The sequence below is a fragment of the Gracilibacillus sp. JCM 18966 genome (assembly GCF_055392695.1).
The window spans coordinates 355,805-378,568 of sequence record NZ_AP043883.1 but is presented as its reverse complement, the minus strand read 5'-3'; the positions used below and the strand labels follow the sequence as shown (position 1 = coordinate 378,568).

Annotated in this window: 23 protein-coding genes and 1 pseudogene; 13 read left to right on the top strand and 11 right to left on the bottom strand. The window is 35.3% G+C overall.

Going from position 1 to position 22,764, the window contains the following annotated elements:
• The first annotated feature begins 10 nt into the window (after positions 1–10).
• From ACZ5N5_RS01670 to ACZ5N5_RS01660, 3 genes are read left to right on the top strand one after another with little or no spacing between them, the layout of a single operon-like run.
• Positions 11–1,714: an extracellular solute-binding protein gene (locus tag ACZ5N5_RS01670; RefSeq protein ID WP_464373139.1), complete on the top strand. Its 1,704-nt coding sequence runs from the start codon at positions 11–13 to the stop codon at positions 1,712–1,714.
• A 33-nt stretch (positions 1,715–1,747) separates the two neighbouring features.
• Positions 1,748–3,496: a sensor histidine kinase gene (locus tag ACZ5N5_RS01665; protein WP_109985341.1), complete on the top strand. Its 1,749-nt coding sequence runs from the start codon at positions 1,748–1,750 to the stop codon at positions 3,494–3,496.
• Positions 3,489–5,117, top strand: a complete 1,629-nt coding sequence (locus ACZ5N5_RS01660) for a response regulator transcription factor (protein ID WP_464373138.1) — start codon at positions 3,489–3,491, stop codon at positions 5,115–5,117. The genes ACZ5N5_RS01665 and ACZ5N5_RS01660 overlap by 8 nt, the downstream gene beginning before the upstream one ends.
• Before the next feature lie 49 nt (positions 5,118–5,166).
• Here the strand turns inward: ACZ5N5_RS01660 and ACZ5N5_RS01655 are convergent, their stop codons facing one another.
• The 5 genes from ACZ5N5_RS01655 to ACZ5N5_RS01635 form a co-directional block, all read right to left on the bottom strand.
• Positions 5,167–5,781 carry a DUF624 domain-containing protein gene (locus ACZ5N5_RS01655; protein ID WP_054788928.1) on the bottom strand — a complete coding sequence of 205 codons (615 nt, stop codon included), beginning with the start codon at positions 5,779–5,781 and terminating at the stop codon, positions 5,167–5,169.
• A gap of 158 nt (positions 5,782–5,939) precedes the next feature.
• On the bottom strand, positions 5,940–6,641 hold the full coding sequence (locus ACZ5N5_RS01650) for a response regulator transcription factor (RefSeq protein ID WP_464373137.1): 702 nt from the start codon (positions 6,639–6,641) through the stop codon (positions 5,940–5,942).
• 385 nt (positions 6,642–7,026) lie between these two features.
• Positions 7,027–7,836 (bottom strand): endonuclease/exonuclease/phosphatase family protein, encoded by an 810-nt coding sequence (locus tag ACZ5N5_RS01645; RefSeq protein WP_277679973.1) that lies wholly within the window; start codon positions 7,834–7,836, stop codon positions 7,027–7,029.
• Between the two features lie 119 nt (positions 7,837–7,955).
• Positions 7,956–8,729 carry a metal-binding protein ZinT gene (locus ACZ5N5_RS01640; protein ID WP_425454598.1) on the bottom strand — a complete coding sequence of 258 codons (774 nt, stop codon included), beginning with the start codon at positions 8,727–8,729 and terminating at the stop codon, positions 7,956–7,958.
• A gap of 131 nt (positions 8,730–8,860) precedes the next feature.
• Positions 8,861–9,544: a FadR/GntR family transcriptional regulator gene (locus ACZ5N5_RS01635; protein ID WP_277679972.1), complete on the bottom strand. Its 684-nt coding sequence runs from the start codon at positions 9,542–9,544 to the stop codon at positions 8,861–8,863.
• 146 nt (positions 9,545–9,690) lie between these two features.
• Between ACZ5N5_RS01635 and ACZ5N5_RS01630 the strand changes: the two genes are divergently transcribed.
• Together ACZ5N5_RS01630 and nhaC are read left to right on the top strand one after the other, a co-directional pair.
• Positions 9,691–10,869 (top strand): trans-sulfuration enzyme family protein, encoded by a 1,179-nt coding sequence (locus ACZ5N5_RS01630; RefSeq protein WP_464367691.1) that lies wholly within the window; start codon positions 9,691–9,693, stop codon positions 10,867–10,869.
• Positions 10,870–10,898: 29 nt separating this feature from the next.
• Positions 10,899–12,335, top strand: a complete 1,437-nt coding sequence (nhaC, locus tag ACZ5N5_RS01625) for a Na+/H+ antiporter NhaC (protein WP_464367692.1) — start codon at positions 10,899–10,901, stop codon at positions 12,333–12,335.
• Positions 12,336–12,436: 101 nt separating this feature from the next.
• Here the strand turns inward: nhaC and ACZ5N5_RS01620 are convergent, their stop codons facing one another.
• On the bottom strand, positions 12,437–12,859 hold the full coding sequence (locus tag ACZ5N5_RS01620; RefSeq protein ID WP_464373136.1) for an SRPBCC family protein: 423 nt from the start codon (positions 12,857–12,859) through the stop codon (positions 12,437–12,439).
• A 53-nt stretch (positions 12,860–12,912) separates the two neighbouring features.
• Complete coding sequence (locus ACZ5N5_RS01615; protein WP_054860319.1) at positions 12,913–13,236, bottom strand: ArsR/SmtB family transcription factor; 324 nt, start codon at positions 13,234–13,236, stop codon at positions 12,913–12,915.
• 261 nt (positions 13,237–13,497) lie between these two features.
• On the opposite strand from ACZ5N5_RS01615, the gene ACZ5N5_RS01610 reads away from it, so the two are divergent.
• Both ACZ5N5_RS01610 and ACZ5N5_RS01605 read left to right on the top strand, forming a co-directional pair.
• A complete protein-coding gene (locus ACZ5N5_RS01610; RefSeq protein WP_054788931.1) occupies positions 13,498–13,998 on the top strand; it encodes a sigma-70 family RNA polymerase sigma factor in 501 nt (166 codons plus the stop codon).
• A complete protein-coding gene (locus ACZ5N5_RS01605) occupies positions 13,998–14,291 on the top strand; it encodes a hypothetical protein (protein ID WP_054788932.1) in 294 nt (97 codons plus the stop codon). Before ACZ5N5_RS01610 ends, ACZ5N5_RS01605 begins: the two co-directional genes overlap by 1 nt.
• 50 nt (positions 14,292–14,341) lie before the next feature.
• On the opposite strand, the gene ACZ5N5_RS01600 is transcribed toward ACZ5N5_RS01605, so the two are convergent.
• From ACZ5N5_RS01600 to ACZ5N5_RS01590, 3 genes are all read right to left on the bottom strand, one after another.
• The gene (locus tag ACZ5N5_RS01600; RefSeq protein WP_464373135.1) at positions 14,342–15,238 is read right to left on the bottom strand and encodes a glycine betaine ABC transporter substrate-binding protein; all 897 of its coding nucleotides are present in this window, start codon (positions 15,236–15,238) and stop codon (positions 14,342–14,344) included.
• Between the two features lie 64 nt (positions 15,239–15,302).
• Positions 15,303–16,139: an ABC transporter permease gene (locus ACZ5N5_RS01595; protein ID WP_464373134.1), complete on the bottom strand. Its 837-nt coding sequence runs from the start codon at positions 16,137–16,139 to the stop codon at positions 15,303–15,305.
• Positions 16,132–17,334 carry a quaternary amine ABC transporter ATP-binding protein gene (locus ACZ5N5_RS01590; protein ID WP_054788933.1) on the bottom strand — a complete coding sequence of 401 codons (1,203 nt, stop codon included), beginning with the start codon at positions 17,332–17,334 and terminating at the stop codon, positions 16,132–16,134. Before ACZ5N5_RS01590 ends, ACZ5N5_RS01595 begins: the two co-directional genes overlap by 8 nt.
• 245 nt (positions 17,335–17,579) lie before the next feature.
• On the opposite strand from ACZ5N5_RS01590, the gene ACZ5N5_RS01585 reads away from it, so the two are divergent.
• Positions 17,580–18,074 carry a GbsR/MarR family transcriptional regulator gene (locus ACZ5N5_RS01585; RefSeq protein ID WP_464373133.1) on the top strand — a complete coding sequence of 165 codons (495 nt, stop codon included), beginning with the start codon at positions 17,580–17,582 and terminating at the stop codon, positions 18,072–18,074.
• A gap of 81 nt (positions 18,075–18,155) precedes the next feature.
• Here ACZ5N5_RS01585 and ACZ5N5_RS01580 read toward each other — a convergent pair whose 3' ends face one another.
• Positions 18,156–18,446 (bottom strand): hypothetical protein, encoded by a 291-nt coding sequence (locus ACZ5N5_RS01580; RefSeq protein ID WP_054788935.1) that lies wholly within the window; start codon positions 18,444–18,446, stop codon positions 18,156–18,158.
• A 230-nt stretch (positions 18,447–18,676) separates the two neighbouring features.
• On the opposite strand from ACZ5N5_RS01580, the gene ACZ5N5_RS01575 reads away from it, so the two are divergent.
• From ACZ5N5_RS01575 to ACZ5N5_RS01555, 5 genes and pseudogenes are all read left to right on the top strand, one after another.
• Entirely contained in the window at positions 18,677–19,360 is a 684-nt protein-coding gene (locus ACZ5N5_RS01575; protein ID WP_277680133.1) for a TetR/AcrR family transcriptional regulator, read from the top strand.
• Positions 19,361–19,523: 163 nt separating this feature from the next.
• Positions 19,524–19,919, top strand: a complete 396-nt coding sequence (locus tag ACZ5N5_RS01570) for a hypothetical protein (protein WP_464373132.1) — start codon at positions 19,524–19,526, stop codon at positions 19,917–19,919.
• Positions 19,920–19,968: 49 nt separating this feature from the next.
• Positions 19,969–20,846 (top strand): annotated as a pseudogene (locus ACZ5N5_RS01565) (ABC transporter ATP-binding protein).
• Between the two features lie 96 nt (positions 20,847–20,942).
• Positions 20,943–22,151, top strand: coding sequence for an ABC transporter permease (locus ACZ5N5_RS01560; RefSeq protein WP_464373131.1), 1,209 nt, complete (start codon positions 20,943–20,945; stop codon positions 22,149–22,151).
• Positions 22,152–22,484: a hypothetical protein gene (locus ACZ5N5_RS01555; protein WP_464373130.1), complete on the top strand. Its 333-nt coding sequence runs from the start codon at positions 22,152–22,154 to the stop codon at positions 22,482–22,484.
• The last annotated feature ends 280 nt before the right edge of the window (positions 22,485–22,764 follow it).

The window sequence follows — 22,764 nt, the reverse complement described above, 5'->3', positions numbered from 1 at the left end:
AGGAAACAGTTTGCATAAGCGGAATATATCCATTTATATCATTCTATTCCTATTTATCGTTGCCTCAGTTACTTTAATGTCATGTGATGATGATTCAATTGATACAAAGGAAGACTCTCTTATACAGGTACAACCCCAAGAAAGTAAATTTTACGCACATAAAGGATTGGCGAAGTATGAACCAGAGATTGAACTTCATTTTGTAAGAGAAACAGGACAAGGCTTGAACGAACTAATCAATCATTTACCTGGAGAAACCCTAGAAAAAAATAGATGGACTGAACTCTATAAACAAATGCTAGGCATTAACATTATATATGATTGGAAAGCGGAAGGAGATGTATTTTCTCGTAAATTAGGAAGTGTTATTACTTCTGGAAATATACCTGATGTAGTGTGGGTTAATGATCAACAATTAAGACAACTGTATCGTGCTGGACTGATAGAGGATTTAACAGCAGTGTACGAGGAATATGCAACATCATTCACAAAAGAAGTGTACACAATGGAAGGGTCTAGATTAATAGAAAGTGCAACAATAGATGGTAAAATGATAGGAATTCCCCAAATCGATTCCCCCATTGAAAAAGCGCAGTATATTTGGATACGAACGGATTGGCTTGAATATTTAGAACTAGCTGAGCCTAAAACGATGAATGATCTGATTGAGATTTCGAAAGCGTTTACTTTTGAAGATCCTGATCAAAACAATATTGACGACACGTTAGGCCTAGCTATTACTAAACATTTATGGGATCCAGTAATGGGAATAACTAATTTTATGGCTGGGTTTGGTGCTTATCCAGGTATTTGGATAGAAAATGAATATGGTGAGCTTGTGCATGGAGGAGTTCAAGAGGAGGTGAAAGAAGCTCTATCTGTTTTACAAAACATGTATAAAGCAGGTATTTTAGATGATGAATTTTTTCTAAAAGATGGGAACAAGGTGAAGAAACAAATTGCAGCAGGTAAAATTGGAATATTATATGGAGAACAGTGGGGATCATTTGTAGCAGGTGTTAGTCGAGAACAGAATCCTGATGCACAATGGAAACCCCTCCCTATTGTCTCCGTAACGGGTAAAGAAGTGAAAGTTCCCTTAAAGTATAATTCGAATAGTTACCTAGTTGTGAAAAAAGGTACCACTCACCCTGAGGCAATAATGAAGATGATTAATCTTTATTTAGAGAAAAATTGGGGAGAAACCTCAGAGTACGAATTGTTTTATAGCACTCCTTATCCAGTCTGGCAGTTGTCGCCAATAAACCCTTATCCCGCTTCCAAAAATTTAGATGCCTTTCGCCAATTGGAAGCTGTAAGAGCAAGTGGTAATTTTGCAGAGCTTGAGCAAGAGGCAAAATCAATCTATGAAAATATCATTCATTATTTTACAGAGAATAACGAAGCGGGCTGGGGCTGGGAAAAAACTTACGGAGTAAATGGGGCCTTTTCCATACTAGAACAATATATTAAAAATGATAGCTTGTTATATGATCGTTTTTATGGGCCACCTACTACCACAATGGTTGAGATGAAAACCATTTTAGATAATTATATACATGATTCCTATGTGGAATTTATTTTAGGTCGTTCGATGAATGAATTTGATTTATTTGTAGAAAAGTGGAAGGAAATGGGGGGGAGGAAAATGACAGAAGAGGTAAACGAATGGTATCAAAATCAAAGTGAAAATACTGTTCAAGTAAATCAATAGAGTATGGTTTAATCGTACTATTGGAGGGCAGGAATGCTAAAAATTCCAGTTAATTCATTGCGTAAAACTATCTTTGCAAGACTACTTATTATGTTTTTTATATTAATCTTACCTATTATCGTTTTCGGTATTTATTTGTACAATTGGACCTATCAAAATACAAGCCAGGAAATTTCAAAGAATACAGTAGTACAATTAACATCATATCTAGGGAACCTAAATCGTGAAATCGAATGGATTGAAATTCAGCAATTTGATATTTTACAAGAAACGGAACTAAGAAAGATTGCGTATACGTGGGATATGATGGACAATATCGAACGAAAAGATAGTGTGAACTATATCATACATCGACTTACCTCCATAAAAAACACAAATATATATATTAAAGATATCTCGATCCATTTACCATCCATTGACAAAACCATTTCTGTGATGAATGCAGCACAAGATTTTAATAAATTAGAGTATGAGAAAATACGCACTAGCAAATCACAAACAGGATTACGATTAATACAAACTGAGGATACGTTAAGTTTAAGTGCTTCAATAATCGGGAATGATCTGCAGGAACATCCCCAAATCGTAGTACACATCGAATTAGATAAACAAAAGATGAGTGAGGATTTAAACACATTAAATATGTATCCAAATAGTTCTACATTTCTAGTGTCTGATGACAAGGAATTACTGTTAGAAAGTGGCGAAAAAACAAGTAATGCTTTTAACATTTATTATCACACCATGAGGTCAAAAGAAAATAATGACAATGTAACTTTTTTTGAGGATAAAAGATTTCATATAAATAGTGCTTATTCTAAGGATTTAAAGCTTTCTGTTGTAACCTTTATTCCTGAAGACATAGTTAAACTCCCATTAAAAAAGTTTAGTAGGTGGGCTTGGGGATTTGCCATTACCTCTTTAGTGGTCATCATCCTTTACTCTTACTTGATATATAGAATGGTCCATAAACCCTTAGTCTTATTAGTTGATGGCTTTCGACGAATGGAAGATGGGGAACTAAATAATCCCATTGAGCATGAACAGGAGGATGAGTTTGGCTTTCTATATAATCGTTATAATATTATGCTATATAAACTTAGACGACTTATTGAGCAGGATTATAAACAAAAGCTAATGATGCAAAAAGCGGAATTAAAACAATTACAATCTCAAATAAATCCGCACTTTTTATATAATAGTTTTTTTATATTAAATTCCTTAGCAAAGACAGAGGACACGGAACGTATGGAACAATTTACTAGTATGCTAGGAGAGTATTTTAAATTTATTACCCGGAATGAGGAAGAGCACGTAACATTATCCGAAGAAATGAAGCATGCTAGAATGTACACAGAAATTCAACAGCTTCGATTTTCAAGAAGAATCAAGGTTCAGTTTGATGAATTACCAGAAGAAATGGAACACATAAAGGTACCTAAACTAATTGTCCAACCTATTATCGAAAATGCATTCGAACATAGTCTAGAAAAGAAAGTCGACGAAGGACTTTTGTGGGTTCATTTTAAAAAAGAGCATCACACGATTTATATAGTTGTAGAAGATAATGGTGATGGAATTAGTACCTCGAAAATAGAGGATATGCGTTCTCTTTTAAATGAAGCAAGAGATTATCAAGAACAAACAGGAATGACAAATATTCATAGAAGGATTTTATTAACTTATGGTGCTAATAGTGGTCTATATCTGTCGCGAAGTGAAACAAATGGTTTAAAGGTAGAAATTCGAATAAATCTAGAGGAGGATGATTCGAATGTATAGACTATTAATTGTGGATGATGAGGAAATTATTACAGATGGACTGTATGAGGTATTCAGTAGTTATAATCCTGAACAACTAGATGTATATAAAGCATACTCGGCTACGGAAGCTTTAGAATGGCTCGCACGCAGTAGAATTGATATTATTCTTACAGATATTGCTATGCCAGGGATGAATGGATTAGAATTAATCGAGAAGGTACAAAACTTTTGGCCTAAATGTAAAGTAGTTTTTTTAACTGGTCATAATAATTTTGAGTATACCTATAGAGCGATACAGATGACAAATGTTAGATATCTATTAAAAACGGAAGGTTATGATAAGATAATTGACACAGTTGAAGTTGTGATGAATGAAATTTATCAAGAGAAATTTACAAGTAAATGGATAGAACGATCTAGAGAGCAACTATATGCCTATCAGTTCATGGCACAAGGTGAATATATGAGGCATTTATTACAAGATAGTAAGTATTTGGGGAAGGATATGGAAATATTACGTAATGAGTTTAATGAGCTCGAAATAAGCTTAGATCTAAACAAAGGTGTCTGGTTAGTATTAGGACGTTTAACATATCCTAAAGGGAAAACATATCTAGAAAAATCAAATATTCTATCTGCAGTTAGAGATATGTGGGAATATCACCTTTCTGAAAAATTACAAAGTATGGATATTATAGATAAGTATGGTGATATTCTGTGGTTTATTCAACCATGCCTTGACACGAATGATGATTTAGATGGCCGATTTTCAAAATATTTGGAAGGCTCTTTAGAATTGGTCCAACAAGAAAGTATACATTTGTTAGAGTTGCCCATCATATTTACTGTAAGTAGTCATTCATGTCAATGGAATAGAATTACGGAAAAATATGAGCAGTTGCGACAGTTACAGCAATTTAAAGTTGGAAGGAATATTCCAATGATTATATGGGATACTCATAATGAACAAAATCAAAAATCTCCAGCTGATAAAACGACGCAAAAATATAGAATGGAGAGTATGGTTGCAAATTTAGATTCCAATAAAATTGAAGAATTTTTTATCCATCTTAAGACATTTATAACTTCTGAGATAGCAACAGATGATGTTCATCAATTGATGGAAGCTTATTATGCTATTGCGTTGAGTTTATATTCCTATATTAATCGCTTAGAATTAAGTACACACATTTTTAACTATGATAAATTGTTGCGCATAGATGACCATCGATCTATAATGGATGGATTTCATTTTTTAAAAGATACTACAGAGAAAATCCTTCATATACATAAAATAAGAGAACGAGATAAAGCTTCTTGCATAATAGAAAATATTTGCAAATACATAGAAGATCACTTAAATGAGGATTTATCACTTGTTAAATTAGCCGAGATTCACTTCTTTAATCCTTCCTATTTATCTTATTTTTTCAAGCAAGAGTATGGAATGAATTTATCAGAGTATATTGAAAAATGTAGAGTTCTTAAGGCAAAGGAACTTCTAGAAAATCGAAAACTAAAAATTCGAGATGTAGGTGTTGCAGTTGGTTATGCCTCTGCACATTCCTTTACTCGTTTTTTTAAGAAAGTAACAGGTATGACACCCAAAGAATATCGAGGAAATTTAATAAGGAAATGATTCATAGCAGTGGGAACAACTTACAAGTTCCTACTGTTTTTTATAGGAGTTAAGTATAAATACTCTTTGTCTTTGTCATTTTACTCACTTTATCGAAATTTCTTTTGCATATTTTGAAAATTAAAAATGCCATTGGACTAAATATAATACAGCTGACGATAGGAATAATGGCCACAATGAAAATAGCAACACTAACAATAATTAAACACAGTAAAGTGGATGGGAAATACAGCATTGAGAATAAAATGGAGTTTCTCATTAAATTTTTGAAAGAAAGATCGTAACTAACCATAAGCGGAAAAATATACATACTAATAAACAAAGTAAATATGGTGACAAGGAATAATAATGCCGTTATTAATGAGATCATGATTGGTGAGTTTAATTCATTAAGTATGGCATAATCTAAAACTAAAATAACAATAAAAATCAAAAATAATACTTTAAAGAATATACTATGCTTAAAATGATTTTTAAGGTTGATTAAAAACTGTTTGAAAATCCCTACGTTTTCGTTATTTTCCCAATCTCGAATCACCCCAAACATTGCAGCAGTAGCAGGGAATAAAGTAATGATGGGAAGAGAACAGAGCAACCATAATATGTTTAATAGTATGAAATTAGTGATCGTTTCTAAAACAGCATACCATTTTGAATGAATCAAGTTCTTTCGTCTCCTTCATTTGTAATCGTTTACAAAGATTATAGCATATTGCGAGGGGTAGCAGTATACTATTTACGGATTTCATTTCTTGTTACTATTAGAAAAAAAGTTCAGCTACACCCCTTAAGGGATAGCTGAACCATGGATGGTAATAACCTTTAAACATTCGCCGATTCTAACTGCATCAGCTCATCTCGATTTTTGATCTCCAGTTTCTTATAAATAATAGAAACATAATTCTTAACGGTACCTTCTTTTAAATTAATCTCATTTGCAATCATTTTATTAGACCAGCCTTTTCTAAGCAAACGGAAAATCTGAAATTCCCTGTCTGTAAAGATGGACTTTTGTAACACGATTTCTTCGATATCTATGTTTAATTCTACATCTTCAAGCATTAGTAAATGCTTTAATTGATCTCTATCCTCATGGGTAGCTATATAATGTAATTTGCTTACATACTGTTGGATCATTGTTTGTGGTGCAACAAACATACCATCCATAATCAAACGAATAATAGATTGAAAATCACTTAATCCCATATCTGCTACTAAATAACCATCTAAATTAGTACTTGGAAAAGCCTCGATCGCATCATCATCTTTATCAGATGCTACTAATACTACCTTCATAAGTGGCTGCATAGCTTTCAATTGCTTAGCAAAGGCAATTCGATCCTCTTTTGATAAATAGGTACCAATAATACATAACGAAGGGATATTTGAAATTTCTAGAAACTGTATTGCCTTTGCTTCATTGTCAAAAGCTTCGAGAACGTGAAAGTTCTCCATATCATTAATCATATTCGAAATCATTTCTCGAAACAAAGTACTATGTTCTACTATTACAACATTTTGCAAAATTATCACCTCCAGTGATCAGTAGAGAGCTATATAAATAATAAAGAAATTATTTAAATCAAATAAGAGCATATTGTTATTATCGGCAGAAAAGGATTCGTTATTAAGAATAATGTCGAAAAAAATTTGAAAATTTAGTGGTAATATATTCTAATTAGAATGAGAGAGGGTTAGTAATGAATATATGTTGGGAATAATCGAAGTACTAAGGGAGAAAGCCCAAGGCAAGAGGTGATATCTTGGTCATCCTGTCTGTGCTAAGCGAGATAGCCAAGATAAAAGCATATATCTTGGCCAATATGCATATGTCAAGAGAAGTAGCCAAGATAAAAAATGCATGGATGCAAGTTTAATAAACTAGCTCCATGCAAAAATCTCAGCTTTGCTAACGCGTAATAACGATATCTGCTACTATTGGTAGATGATCGGAAGCTTCTGTATAAATTACCTGACTATCCAGGTGGTAAACGGACGGAGAGGTGAGGATGTAATCAATTCGTTTCGTTGGGTTTATTACTGGAAAGGTGTTTGATTCATCCCCATTTGCAAAGACATCTACTAAGTTACCTTCTTGTAATAATAATTGAAGCTCTTTACTATCTGGCTCTGCGTTTAAATCACCAACTAGAACACTAGGACCTGAAAAGGACGACTTCACCTCATTGATTTCTGCTATTTGGGCAAGTCTTTCGGCTACATTTAAACCTAGATGTGTGTTATAGAAATGGACGTGAATTCCTTTTACGTTAATTTTGGTACGCAGAAGACCTCGTTGTTCATTGCCAAAACTACTTAAATGAATATTCTCTGAATCGATGATGGGATACTTGCTGAGAACGGCAGTACCATATTGTCTATTTTTATTGCTGGTTTCTGGTTCTAGATTTAGATTGGCGCCAAATACATAATGGTAGCCTAATAACTTTGCAAGTTTCCTTGCTTGATCTTGAAAATCACTTCTGTCACCATAAAATCGGTCCACCTCTTGAATGCCAATGATTTCTGCGCCTGTATCCTTCATAACTTTGGCAGTACGCTTAATATCCAATTCTCCATCTAAGCCTTCACCATGATGGATATTGAATGACATTACCTTGAGGTTTACTTCTTTTCCTTTACCTGTAGCAGCTACACTGCTGGAAAAAACAATTACCAAAAACATACTTAACAGCAAACATACAACACCTTTTTTCAATATCAATCTCTCCTTTCAGTGGTCTGGAGAATAATCTCTATTGAATTCAATGTAATCTTTTTTTTACTATCGATCAATCCTTTTTCATAGAATTTACAATTCTTTAAGAAAGTATCAAATCAATGTGCCATCATCTCATGCGCAATATCATGTCCATCCATTTCAGAGGGGTAATAGGTTGGCCAATTCGTTACTTCCTCTAATAGAGCTTCGCGATCATCGCCCCAATAAAGGTGGTAGTGGCTAGCTTTCGTTGGATAGATGCTATGGTCACTGAATTGGATATACTGTGGGAGGTTTTCTGCTTCCTCTGCTAATTTAAATATGTATCTAACTCCTCTATTACCAGCATCATAGGTGAGTATCTCATATCCATCTGAGATATATTGGGCTGTGTTTTCCTCCCCATTCTCAACAAAGGTTACCATCTCTCCATCAATCACAATGCGTTCCACTTCTGTCTGATATCCTGTATCATAATAAGCCTTATATTCTTCCGCTGTTTTGTCCCCTTCATGCTCTGCTTTGTGAGTGAATACCTCGTCAAGCGTACCGTCCTGTAAATAAGGATAGACTGATTGCCAATCTCCTTCCCAATCAGAAAGTGTGCGGTCTTGAACTTGACTATCCTCGAAATAACCATTGTAAATTTCTTCTGTTTCTTCGTCATGTGCATGATGATGTTCATGCTCGTGCTCGTCGTGGTCGTGATCATGATCGTGATCATGTTCGTCCTTATCTTTTGTTTCTTGTTCTGCTTCCGTTGTTTCTGTTTGAGATTCGCTTGATGCATCAGTATCTTCTGTGGACGAGTCTTCCGATTGACAGCCTACTAAAATTACTAACACACCAACCATGATGAAACCAAATCTTTTTAATAATGAAACCAAAATAAACACTCCTTATCAAATCGTAATAATTACGATTTAAATTATAACCATATATTGGTTTGGTCGTCAAGGAAAAAATTATAAATAAAAGAAGACTAAACCAAATTCGGCTTAGCCTTCTGAAAAAGTGGGTACTAGATATTCTCAATGGATGTTTTAACAGAATCCATAATCTTTAAAAAAGCGTCAGATGCTTTATTAGGGTTCTGCTCTTTTATTGCTTGAAGTAATTCCTCATGAAAGGGATAGCTTTTATCAAATATGTCCTCAATCCCAAATGGTTCATTCCAAAATTGGTTAAAAGTATCCCCGACAGAGTCAATAATACTAGTTAATAAATCATTGTCAGCAGCTTCATAAATAGTTTGATGAAACAATGAATCAGACTCGTTTGCTTTATCCCGCTCTTTATTGTTGATATACATCACATATTCTTTTAGATAACCTTCCATTTTTTTAATATCATCCTGTGTGGCTTTTTTTGCTGCTAGATCCACTGCTTTTCCTTCTAAAGCAATTCTAACTTCTAGAGCATCTAATAAAAATTTCCGTTCATTTTCAATATCAAAAGAAGTTTGAATATGAAAAGCTTTATTGTTTTTTACGAAAGTACCTTTTCCGTTTAAAATTTCAACATATCCCTGTGTTTCTAACAACTGGAGAGCTTCTCTAAGGGAGGATCTTCCGATACCCAGGGTTTCGATGAGTGTGGATATAGATGGAAGACGATCTCCTTCTTTCAGTTTTTCTTTTTTAATATATCTCTTTATTTCATCTGCAACAATTTCTGATAATCGTTTCTTCTTTAACGTTTTCATACGGTTCACCTCGAAATGATTATGCTCTAAGTTTATTATATTATCAACGATTAATCCAATAATAGATGTGTACTTACATTTCAAAATAATATAACCTTTCATACAGGTTGATAGTATGATAGAATGAAAAAGAAATGAAGTTCATCATGAGAAAGAAGGGATTAATTATGCAATATACGGATGAAGAAATTTGTACACAATTTTGGGATGATCCCTCCCAATATCATGGATCGGTTTCTCCTCCTATCTATCAAACTAGTCTTTTTGCCTTCAAGAGCTTTAAAGAGTTTACGGAAGCACAGAAGCTAGAAAGAGAAAATTATGTATATTCAAGAGGGGTTAATCCTACCGTACAAATTCTAGAGCAAAAATTAGCAGCATTAGAGAGAGGAGAAAAATGTAAGTGCTTTAGCTCAGGGATGGGCGCAATTAGTGCGGTGTTTCATACACTTTTGCGAAGTGGAGATCATGTTGTTGTAATCAATAATATTTATGGTCCTACAACCGAGTTAATTCATTATTTATCGAAGTTCCATATATCATATAGTGTGGTAGATCACCAATTAACCAATATTTATGAAGCGATACAAGAAAATACTAAATTGATTTATGTAGAAAGCCCGGGAACGATGCTAATGAAAGTAGTTGATCTGCAGGCAGTAACAAAAATAGCAAAAGAGCAGGGGATCGTCACTGCGATAGATAACACATGGTCCACTCCGATTTTTCAGAAACCGTTAACATTAGGGTTTGATTTGTCGATCCATTCCTTGACAAAATATATTGGTGGTCATAGTGATGTTATTGGTGGAGCAGTGATCGGTGATCAGGATCTAGTGGACGAAATTTTTCAATATGGGTATCAGTTGAATGGAGCAGTTTTAGGGGCACATGACGCTTATCTGATAAATCGTGGTTTGCGTACATTACCTATCCGTCTGAAGCAACATCAGGAAAATGCTTTGAATGTTATTGAGTATTTACAAACAAAAGTTGAGGTTGCAAGTATTTATCATCCCAGCCTAGTAAAGAAGGATTCTCCTTATCTAGATAAACAGATGAAAGGATTCACAGGACTGCTGAGTTTTGAGCTTAAAGAAGCGAATTTTTTGAGTGTTTCTCGTTTCATTGATGCCTTATCTTTATTTAAAATTGGCGTCAGCTGGGGAGGATATGAAAGCTTAGTAAACTCTCCTGTAAAAGATAATAATGAACAACAACTAAATGAGCAAGGAATTTCACCAGGCTTAATTCGTTTATCTATTGGGCTGGAAGGCTCTGAATTGCAAATTGATGATTTAGAAAAGGCATTTCAACAATTATGATAAAAATCCTTGAAAGGGAGAGTTAAACGATGAATACAGATAATTTGAAACGTCCCTCCTTGGGTATGGCTTTAATTCCGATCGTTATTTCATTAGCTATTTTTATTTTGGGTATTGGAATAATGAAATATCCCGCAGAGTTAATGCTATTATTTGCAGGAATAGTTTTTGCGATTTTTGCTATATTTCATGGAAATCGGTGGGAGACAATAATAGAGGTGATGGGGTCCAAAATAAAAAAGGCACTTCCAGCCATTCTCATCTTGTTTTGTATTGGGTTACTAATCGGGACATGGATGATATCCGGAACGATCCCTTTATTTGTATATTATGGTCTTAAAATTATTGATCCAAACTATTTATATTTACTCGCATTCTTAGTTACTGCGATTGTATCAACCTGTGTAGGAACCTCATGGGGTTCAGCGGGAACTATCGGGGTAGCAATAATGAGTATTGCTCAAACAATGGATTTATCATTAGCGATAACAGCTGGAGCTGTCGTATCTGGTGCTTATTTTGGTGATAAGTTATCTCCTTTATCGGATACGACCAATATGAGTTCGATTGCCGCTGGTTCCAATTTATATGAGCACATAAAACACATGCTTTATACAGCCATTCCATCCTCTATACTTGCTATTATCATCTTTTCCATAGTTGGTTTAGGGATTGAAACCGATTCTGCCCAATTATCGAATATTCAAGAAATGGTTGCAAATCTTGATCAGTTATTTCAGTTGAATCTCTGGCTATTAATACCTGCTGTGGTGGTCATTGTGGGATCCTTAATGAAAAAACCACCACTTATTGTGCTATTTACTTCATCTGTTACTGCCATGATTATAGCAATTTTATTCCAAGGTGCGTCATTAGCTAATTTATTCGCTTCTGCCGTATCTGGATTTAATGTGGATATGCTGGTAGGAGTCGACATCGGCGATGATTTACAAGAGTTGTTAAATCGAGGTGGACTATATTCGATGTATAATGCCACATTCTTTGTCTTTGTAGCGTTTTTCTTCGCATCGGCATTAGAAGTATCACAGGCATTAAATACAATCCTAGAGAGTATTATTAAGCATTTAAAAACAGTCGGAAGTATAACTTTTTCAGCACTTGTAACAGGTTTTGCTGTAATTAACTGTACTTCCAACGCCTTAGTATCTTATTTCTTAATTCAGGATATCTATGGAAGGGTATACAAGAAAAATAATTTGCACCCAGTCAATTTGTCTCGTAATATGGAGGACTCTATTACCATTACCGAAGTGTTAATGCCTTGGACTGTTTCGGGGGTATTTATGGCAACCACTTTAGGAGTTGACAATTTTGAATTTTTACCTTGGGCGATTTTTAATCTTGGAGGCTTTGTATTTTCAGCACTGTATGGATTTTTGGCACCGATTACAGGAGGTTTTGGAGTTCGTAAATTGGAGGGGTCAGTTGGAGATGACAATCGTTAACGTGAGGAAAAGCTAGTGGATTGTAGCACATATTAAGGCTCACCTATGTATGGTTGAATTAACCTACATAGGTGATTTGATCTTTTAGAATATCTCCTCGCTTAGTTCAATACTCCTTCCATTGCTTTCAGCATTTCATTCCAAGCATTTTCTGTTTGAGGGATATATTGTGCCCAATTAGGATCTATTTCATGTGTTAACGTAGCAATGGCACCGTTTTTTGATGGTTGAATTTCCACAGTAACCATATCTATATCAGGCAGGTCATCCACTGTTGCCCACGTGAATTTAATTAGATTTGGTTTATCCAGTTCTAAATATTGCCCAATATGCTCAATATCATCACCTTCTCGTCTGTCTACAAAAATGAAATAACCTCCTACTTTAGGATTGTTTTCACACCTTACTATATTTCCATTAGGGAACATCCACTTCTTTATTTTTTCAGGATTTATCCATGCATCATAAACTTTTTCTGGTAAAGCGTTAAATTGGTAGGTAACAACTGCCTTTGATTTTGTCATACTAATCAACTCCTATTATAATTATTTGGGTTTAATTCGTGCCATTCGATAAATTAATCTTCTGCTTCCTCCTTTTCAAGAAATTCATCCAATGAAGCAAGATTGTCCTTCCAAAAATTTCGATAAGGCTCTAACCATTTATCCACCTCAGATAAGGGAAGAGGACATAAATAATAAACACGTTTTTGAGCCTCGCTCTGTACCTCTACTAATCCTGCTTCTTTCAATATACGAAGATGTTTGGAAACTCCTGGTTGGCTCATTCCTGTTAATTGAACTAGCTCATTCACTGAATTTGCTTTTTTTCTTAACAAATCTAATATCAATCGGCGGTTAGGTTCTGAAATGATATCAAAAATACTCCTAGTTGTTTTCATGAGTTTATATTATCATGCAGTTATATAACTGTAAAGGGATATTAGTATAACCTTTTATTGTAAAAAATATTTGTGGTGAATTTGTAATTGGGTAGTAGAAATGATGTTTTTGTTAGATAATTTATAAAAATTCAAGCATGAAAATCGCATTTTCTCTATTTTCAGCTAAATAAGGGAAGATGACGCTCCATCTAAGCAACGTTATGCTTGTCTTACCGCGGAATACAAGTAAGGGCGCCTTTACATATGGGGCTTTGAATAATGGAAGATTTCGAAAAGGTATTGAAGCATCATGAACGCATTATTTTTCATTTAATTCATAAATATGGGATTCGAGATGAAGACGGGGAGTTTTATCAATTGGGGTTAATCGCACTATGGCAGGCCTGGCGGGAATATGATAGTAGCAAATCCAAGTTTTCGAGCTATGCTTATCTATGTGTTAGGAGGGAGTTATTGCACTTAATCGATCACAACAGACGCGTACAGGAAAAGCATGAAAAATGGCTAAACACTGTTCGTATAGAAGATTTAATGGTAGAGGATTTAGCCCACGAATTAGACCCACAATTACTTCATAAAATACAGAATACTTTAACGAAGAAACAATGGAAATGGTTTGAGGGTTGTTTGTTACATGGGTATCCATTAAAAGAATTTGCACAGAAGGAATCCGAAACATACGGAGCAGTGAAAAATTGTGGCAAGCGGGCGAGAGCAAAGCTTCGAATGCTTTTAACAGAGGAGGGATATGCTCTGTAATGCAGAGAAAGGTGCAGAAATTCCCTATCTATTTAGTTGTTTTCGCAAGCTTTTTCTTCATTACTCTTTTATCGCTTGCGATTTATACGTTCTTTTATTTACCACTTGATATTGATGAAAGCGTGGGGAGGGGAATATTTTATTTAAAAGGACATTATCTGATAGGGGAAGAATCAGATGGGGAAATTCGGAGAAAAGAATTAGGGATGGGACTAGTGACGATTCCATTGTTTTCGAGTTTTGCCTTTACCTGTTTCTATTGGATAGTGGACAAAATTCTGTATAAGAAGTAAAAAGCTGCTTCCATTAGGTAATTACCTTTTGGGAAGCAGCTTTTCTAATATTATTCTACGCCTTCTGTCCATTTATCTACTTTATCTTGGTTTTCTTCTACCCAAGCCTCAGCAGCATCCTCTGGATTTTCTCCGTTTACAATGATTTCAACCATTACGGAGTTCATATCATCTTGCGTCCATTCGAATTGATCAAGTACTTTGTAGGCATTTGGCAGATCTTCTTCAAGTCCTTCGCGAACCATTGTTTCAATCGTTTCTGCTTCACCAAATCCACCATTCGGATCCTCTAAATATTTAAGATCATATTCTGAGAACATCCAGTGTGGAGACCAGCCTGTAATAACAATATCTTCTTCATTCTTAATCGCATCACCAAGTGCTGTAGTCATGGCGCCACTAGAAGAAGTTTGTAATGTCCAGTCACTAAGGTTGTCATATTCTTTAATTGCTGCTTCTGTTGCTGCAGTTACACCAGCACCTGGTTCAATACCAGTAATCGTTTTTTCTGCTTGATCTTTTAAGTCGGCAATAGAATTAACATCCATATAAGAAGGTACAACGAGTCCAGTTTTTGCTCCTTCTAGATTTGGTCCTAATTGCACTACTTTATCGCCAAACTCTTCATATTGTGATGCATGTGTCAATGGTAACCAAGCTGCTACCATACCATCAGCTTCCCCATTTGCTACAGCTTCCCACATTGCCGCATTTTCTAGAGAAGTTAATTTAACATCATAGCCTAAATTTTCTAAAACCTGACCAATCACGTGAGTAGATGCAATTTCTGTATCCCAGTTAACATAGACTAGTTCGATTTCTTTGCCTTGACCAACAGTGTCTTCACCTGAAGCATCGCCATTATCACTGCCACCACATGCAGCAAGGACTAATGCTAAAGATATTAGTACAGCCATCAATCCAAAAGTTTTACGTGTTTTAAACATACTAAATGATCTCCCCTTTTTTATAAATTTTATTGAAACTTCCCGGAGGAAACCGGGAAAGTTTTTAGCCTTTGTTTAAATTTTGAGAAATTCGGTCAATAATAATTGCTAGAATAACAATACCTAAACCTGCCACAAAACCAGGGCCTTCCTGTGAGCGTTGTAGGGCAGTTAAAACATCATTTCCAAGACCAGGTGCACCGATCATTGATGCGATAACAACCATGGATAATGAAAGCATAATGGTTTGGTTTACCCCTGCCATGATCGTTTTTCGTGCCATTGGCAGTTCAACCTTAAATAGTTTCTGTGATCCAGTTGAACCAAATGCATCCGCAGCTTCCACGAGTTCCTGTGACACTTGACGAATACCAAGGTTCGTAAACCGGACAACAGGTGGTGTTGCGAAGACTACAGAAGCAAAAACACCTGGCACCATTCCTATCCCAAAGAATAAAATTGCCGGAATAAGGTAGACGAATGCAGGCATTGTCTGCATAAAGTCTAAGATTGGTGTAATAATGGTTTGTGCCCATTTACTTTTAGACATCCAAATACCGGTAGGAATTCCGATAATGACCGATATAATACTTGCAAATAACACAAGAGAAAATGTATACATCAAATGCTCCCACAAGCCTTGGTTGTAAATGAACCAAAGTCCAACGATAGAAAAAACAGCTAAGCCAAACTTCTTCCCTGTAATAAAGAAGGCGAGTATGGCCACAATTAAAATCACTACAATTGGTGGAATAGTGCTTAATGAAGCGGATGTCCATTCAATGAATTCACCAAAATCTTCTTTAATTGGGTCGAATATAAATTCAAATGTATTTTGCACCCATTCTACAAATAAAGTAATCCAATCAGCTACTGGAATCTCAGGTACGAAATCAAGCATTCTCTAGCACCTCACTTCCATTTCCATTCGCTAATGCCGCGATAACAGCACCTCTTACAATAATTCCTTTTAATTTTCCATCTTCTACAACAGCAACTGGCACTGGTGCATCATGAATAATTTCAAATATTTCATGAATTGGTGATTCTAGTTCTGCTGTTCGCATATCTGTACGAAGAATGCCTTGTAAGTCTTTCTCACCGTTTTCGCGAGCTTGCTTGACATCATCCGCTGTTACATATCCTCTTAATTTTCTAGAGCGATCTACAACGTAAATACTGGATAATCCTTGCTCACGTATCCGTTCTAGGGCAACCCTTGGACCGTGTTTTTCAATATCTACCGTTTCTGGACGCTTCATAATATGGCTTGCCGTTAAAATCTTCGAACGGTCTACATCTTCCACAAAGCGCTCCACATAATCATTCGCTGGGTTTACGAGAATTTCTTCAGGAGTACCGATTTGAACAATGGCACCATCCTTCATAAGAGCGATTCGATCGCCAATTCTTAATGCTTCATCTAAATCGTGGGTAATAAAAATGATGGTTTTCTTCATTTTTTGCTGAAGGTCTAAGAGTTCGTCTTGCATTTCTTTACGAATTAATGGGTCTAACGCGGAAAAGGCTTCGTCCATTAACAGGACCTCTGGATCATTAGCAAGTGCACGCGCTAAACCAACACGCTGCTGCATACCACCTGATAATTGATCCGGATATTGGTGAATAAAATTTCCTAATCCTACTAATTCTAATGCTTCCTGTGCTTTCTTTGTTCGTTCTTCCTTACCGATGCCTTGAATTTCAAGACCGAATGCAGCATTATCTAAAACCGTACGGAATGGAAAGAGACCAAATTTTTGGAATACCATACTAATTTTTTTGCGTCGGACTTTGCGTAGAGCATCTTTACCAACTTTGGCAAGATTTTCCCCGCTGATTTCGACATCGCCTTCTGTAGGCTCAATCAAACGATTCATCAAGCGAACGAGGGTGGATTTCCCACTACCAGAAAGTCCCATGATCACAAAGACTTCTCCTTCTTCTACCTCGAAGCTTGCTTGATTGACACCGACTGTACAGCCAGTTTTCTTCAAAATTTCTTCTTTTGAGTGTCCCTCTCTGAGTAAGGAGAGAGCACTTTTTGTTTTCTTACCAAAGATCTTCGATAAGTTTGTAACCTTAATTAAAGACATGAATTTATATCTCCTCATTTTCTTCGATTTTTTCTAGGAAATTATACTCACTTTTATAATGCTACAGATTTTGTCGAAACATTTCAAGTGATATGATTAGATTTTTCAGAATGTTTTGTTTGTAAAGTTAAAACTTTACAAACTTTATTTTGATCCTATACGATAGTTTTAATGTTCCCATTGATTTTGAAGCTATGTAGTGTAAATTAGACAGTAGGAGAATTTAAGGAGGATTACTTTCACTTATGACAAATGAAAATGAGCGATTAGAGCTTGAAAAAATTAATAATCAGATTATTTCTGAATTTTCCAAAACATTAGAGATGTTTTCTTTAAATAAAACAGAGGCGCAATTATTCGTCACCTTATATCTAAATGGAGCACCCATGACTCTAAATGAGATGAGGGACGCGTTAGGGAAGAGTAAGACTGCAATGAGTTACTCGATTAGAAGATTATTGGAGTTCAATTTAGTCGAACGTGTTTTTCAGAAGGGAGTTCGTCAAGATTTATATGAGGCTCGTCAAGATTTATATAAAAAATTTATGAAAACGTACGTCAATCGCTGGCTGGATTCTCTTAATCTACAAATTGATAATTTAGCGGATATTCAAGATACTATGGGGAATTGTCCAAATGATGAGAAAAAATTACTTGAGCACAAAATCGAGGAGGCCATTTCGTTTCATCGATCGTTGGAGACCGTTTTTACGAAAATTAAGAAGAATGATTTTTTGTGAAATTTTATGGTGGAGCCTTCTGGCAATAGCAACAAGAAAACCGTTACTGTGAGGTGACGGTTTTCTTATTTGATCAATAGACTACTGTGGATCAGATATATTATTTTCGATAAAATATTCTGCCTGACTCTTAAACATGTCTAAGTAAGATTCTTGATCCATTGAAATATTTTGTAATTCGTCAACACTACCTTTGATTTCCACTGTATCCTTTTTTAAATCGATATGAACCGTCATATAGACCTTCCCTTTGTATGTAACAGTTCCGGTTACGCGTTTATTTTGTAAATCAATTAGAGGAAAAGCATGTGTTACACCTGTTGGTTTGAATAGTGTAAACCCCGTGTTTGAATGATGATCATTGGTTTTCAATTTTGAACCACCTTTCTAATGTTTTTTTAACACCCAAATTCCTTTCTTTAAGAAAATGCACGGTGTACTTATTCAGAGGAATTACTAATTTATACTTTTATACGATTTGCACGAAGGAAATCCGTTTTGTTTACACTTTTTATCATAACATATAATTTTAGGGAGGATATTTAATCAACAACCATACCTGTCTCTTCCTCTCTTTGATTCATATTGACCAATGTGGTCATTTGTGTTATATTAGAAATGACCACATTGGTCAATGTAGTCGTAGCAGAAAAGAGGTAATCACTATCAATTCCAAATTTAACAGTCTAAAATCAGAAAAACAACAGCATATTATCAATGCTGCAATAAAAGAATTTGTAAAAAGTGGTTTTGAAAAAGCATCTACAAATGAAATTGTCAAAGAGGCGAACATCTCTAAAGGTTCATTATTTAACTATTTTAATAGCAAGAAGGATCTTTATTATTATTTAATCGACCACAGTATTCAAGTTATCGAAAAGATTTATGAACAGATTGACTATAATGAAACAGATCTTTTTAAAAGAATCCAAAATATTGGATTACAGAAATTTCATATCCAACAAAAGTTCCCACATGTATTTGATTTCCTGGCCTCTTCCATTCAAGAAGAATCGGCTGAGGTAAAGGATATTATTAAGCAAAAAGTTGATCCAATCTATGACGAGGGCAAGGAGAAAATATATAAAGATATTGATTACTCTAAATTCCGGGAAGGGATGGATATTGAAAAGGCGATGGAAATCTTGAATTGGACGATGTTTGGATTTGTAGAGAAAGCGCTCCAACAAATAGATTCCTTTGAAAATATTGGTGAATTTGGAGAGCAATATCTCAAAGAATGGAAGAATTATTCTGAAATACTGAAGTACAGCTTTTATAAATAAGGATTAAATATCAGTGCATAAGAAGTAAGCTATTTAACGAAGAAGGAGTTTTTATCTAGAATTTTAAACTTCTCTTGTAACAAACACTCTTTTTGTGTTACTAAAAACGGGCTTAACTGTTAGGATCTAAGAGAAGGGGAAGTGTAAAAATAATGAGTCTCATTTGGTATTTAAACCTCGCCTAAGTACCAAAAATAAAAATAATGAGTCTCATTTGGTACTTAAACCTCGCCTAAGTACCAAAAATAAAAATAATGAGTCTCAATTGGTACTTAAACCTTGCCTAAGTACCAAAAATAAAAATAATCAGTCTCAATTGGCACTTAAACCTCGCCTAAGTACCAAAAATAAAAATAATGAGTCTCAATTGGCACTTAAACCTCGCCTAAGTACCGAAAATAAAAATAATGAGTCTCATTTGGCACTTAAACCTCGCCTAAGTACCGAAAATAAAAATAATGAGTCTCATTTGGTACTTAAACCCCGGCCCCAAAGCGCCAAGATGAACTCTCATGCCCTTCATTTCGCACTTATTCTTATCTCAGCTAATTTATGTTAAATATAAAAGTATACTATCAAATTTTTCAAAAAGAAGGAGTGGCAGTGTCGTGACAAAAATTATAGAGGTGCAAGGTTTGCAAAAAAAATTTGGTAAGTTTCAAGCATTAAGTGACGTGACCTTCACGGTAGATGCTGGAGAAGTTGTTGGTTTTATTGGTCCAAATGGTGCTGGTAAATCGACAACTATCCGTACTTTATTGGGAATTATCAAGCGAGATGCTGGCAATGTGGAAATATTCGGTAAGGACGTTTGGAAAGACAGTCTTGAAATTCATAAGCGTATTTCTTATGTCCCTGGGGATGTCTCTCTGTGGGGAAGTCTAACAGGTGGTGAAATTATTGATTTGTTTATTAAATTGCATGGTGGGGGAGATAAGCAAAAACGCGATTATTTAATTAGACGCTTTGAATTGGATCCTAAGAAAAAAGCCAAAGGATATTCGAAAGGAAATCGTCAGTTGGTTTGATTGCGGCATTATCTGTTGATTCGGATTTATATATATTTGATGAACCAACCTCTGGTCTTGACCCTTTGATGGAGGCTGTCTTCCAAGAAGAAGTGGAAAAAATCAAAGAATCAGGTAAAGCGATCCTGCTATCCTCTCACATATTGAGTGAGGTAGAACGTTTAGCAGATAAGGTTGTCATCATTCGCCAAGGTGAAATTGTGGAAACTGGTACTCTTGATGAATTGCGTCACTTGACCCGTTCTACTGTAACTTTAGCAACAGAAGGTGATGTAGCTAAAATGGCCACCGTAAATGGAGTTTTTGATTTCAAACAAAAGGATAATCAAGCAACCTTCTCTGCGGATAATCAATATCTCAACGATATTTTAATGGAAGCAAGCAAATTAGGTGTCAGAAAATTTGAATCTATACCGCCAACTCTTGAAGATTTGTTTATGCGTCATTATGAAGGTTAAGTGCCTGAAAGGAGGATGGAATACGATGAAGGAAAAATTTGCTCGTTGGGATATACTGTTTTTACAATATCTTAAACGAGATTGGAAAAAATTATTGTGTGGGTTTTAGGACTTGGCCTGTTTTCAGCTGCTTATGTTCCAGCTTTTGAAGAAATAGCAAAAGGGAATGGTTTGCTCGGAATGTATGAAACTATGCAAAATCCTGCTATGATATCTATGGTGGGCACAACTCCAGTAGATACTGCAAGTGATTATACTTTAGGAGCAATGTATGCGCAAGAAATGTTACTGTTCTGTGGTTTATTTGCGATGGTAATAGCTGTTTTACACATGGTAGGTCACACACGTAAAGAAGAAGATCTTGGTCTAATGGAGCTTGTGCGGTCATTTCAAATAGGTCGTCAAGCAAACTCTCTTGCTGCAACTATAGAGATAGTTTTCATTAATGTCTTATTAGCACTTTTTATTGCTGGGATTATGATGAGTTTCGGTACCGATACCATTTCTGCTGAAGGTTCCTTTTTATTTGGTGCATCAGTCGGAATGTCTGGTATTATTGGTGCTGGAATTGCTCTGTTTATGGCACAAATTATGTCAACTTCATCTGGGGCAACAGGTTCAGCACTTGGAATTATAGGATTACTTTATATTGTTCGTGCGGGAACAGGTGTATCTAACGTTGACTTATCCATGATCAATCCCCTTGGTTGGACATATTTAACTTATCCCTTTACGGAAAATAACTGGTTTCCACTTATCCTTGCAACAATTTTTAGTGTAATTGTTGTGATTATTGCTTTCGCCCTTGAAGAGGCTCGTGATATGGGAGCTGGTTATCTTCCAGAAAGAGAAGGTCGAGAAAGCGCCAAAAAATCCTTGTTGTCTGTCCGTGGTTTACTTATCAAGATTAATAAAGGCGTAATAATTGGTTGGTTGATTGCTTTTGTTATTATGGGGGCAGCTTATGGTTCGATATATGGAGACATGCAGACCTTCTTGGAAAGTAACGAAATGATGCAACAGATGTTTACTCAATCAGGCGTTTCCATTGAAGAATCATTTACTAGCACGATTATGATAGTAATGATTGGTTTGGTTTCGATTTTACCAATTGCCATTGTCAATAAATTGTTTTCTGAAGAAAGAAGCTTGCATTTAAGTCAGCTTTATGTAACAAAAGTGTCTCGCAGCCAATGGTATTGGACCAGTATTATTTTAGCGACCTTTGCGGGTGTAATAGGAGTATTATTAGCTGCAGTAGGACTCGGTGGGACAGCTATCTCAGTCATGGGGGATAGTAGGTAGATGGATATATTTGATTTTCTGGCTGCTGGCTACAATTTTTTACCCTCCGTATTATTTTTTACAGGTCTTGCAGCTTTAGCACTTGGTTGGGCTCCGAAGCTAGGAAAAGTGGTTTATGTTTACCTCGCCTACTCCTTTTTGCTTAACTACTTTGGTGGTATTTTAGATTTACCAGAATGGTTTTCGAAAACAGCCATTCAAAGCTGGATTCCACAAATGCCGATGGAAGAATTTGATGCACCAATTTTTATTACTATAACTGTGATTAGTATTTCATTGATGGTAATAGGTTACCTTGGTTATAATAGACGGGATATGAATGAAGGAGCTTAATATTGATTTAGAAGTATTTGAAATTAGTCAATGACCTAAATCTGGCTTAGAAGGAGCTTTTCTGGGATAGTAGTAGCATATTCTAGTTTTGCCAGTCTTCTCATTACTTGCTATATGCTTTCGTTATCCATTATTCCAATCATTAATTGGTCCGGAATTCATCAACAGTGTTCTGAGAAGTTGCCAAAATGAAATTCTAAAAATGGAAAATTGGATCAACATAGTAACCGAAAATTAAGCCTTAATTCATGAATTTTCTCGTAACTTATTTTGAATTAAG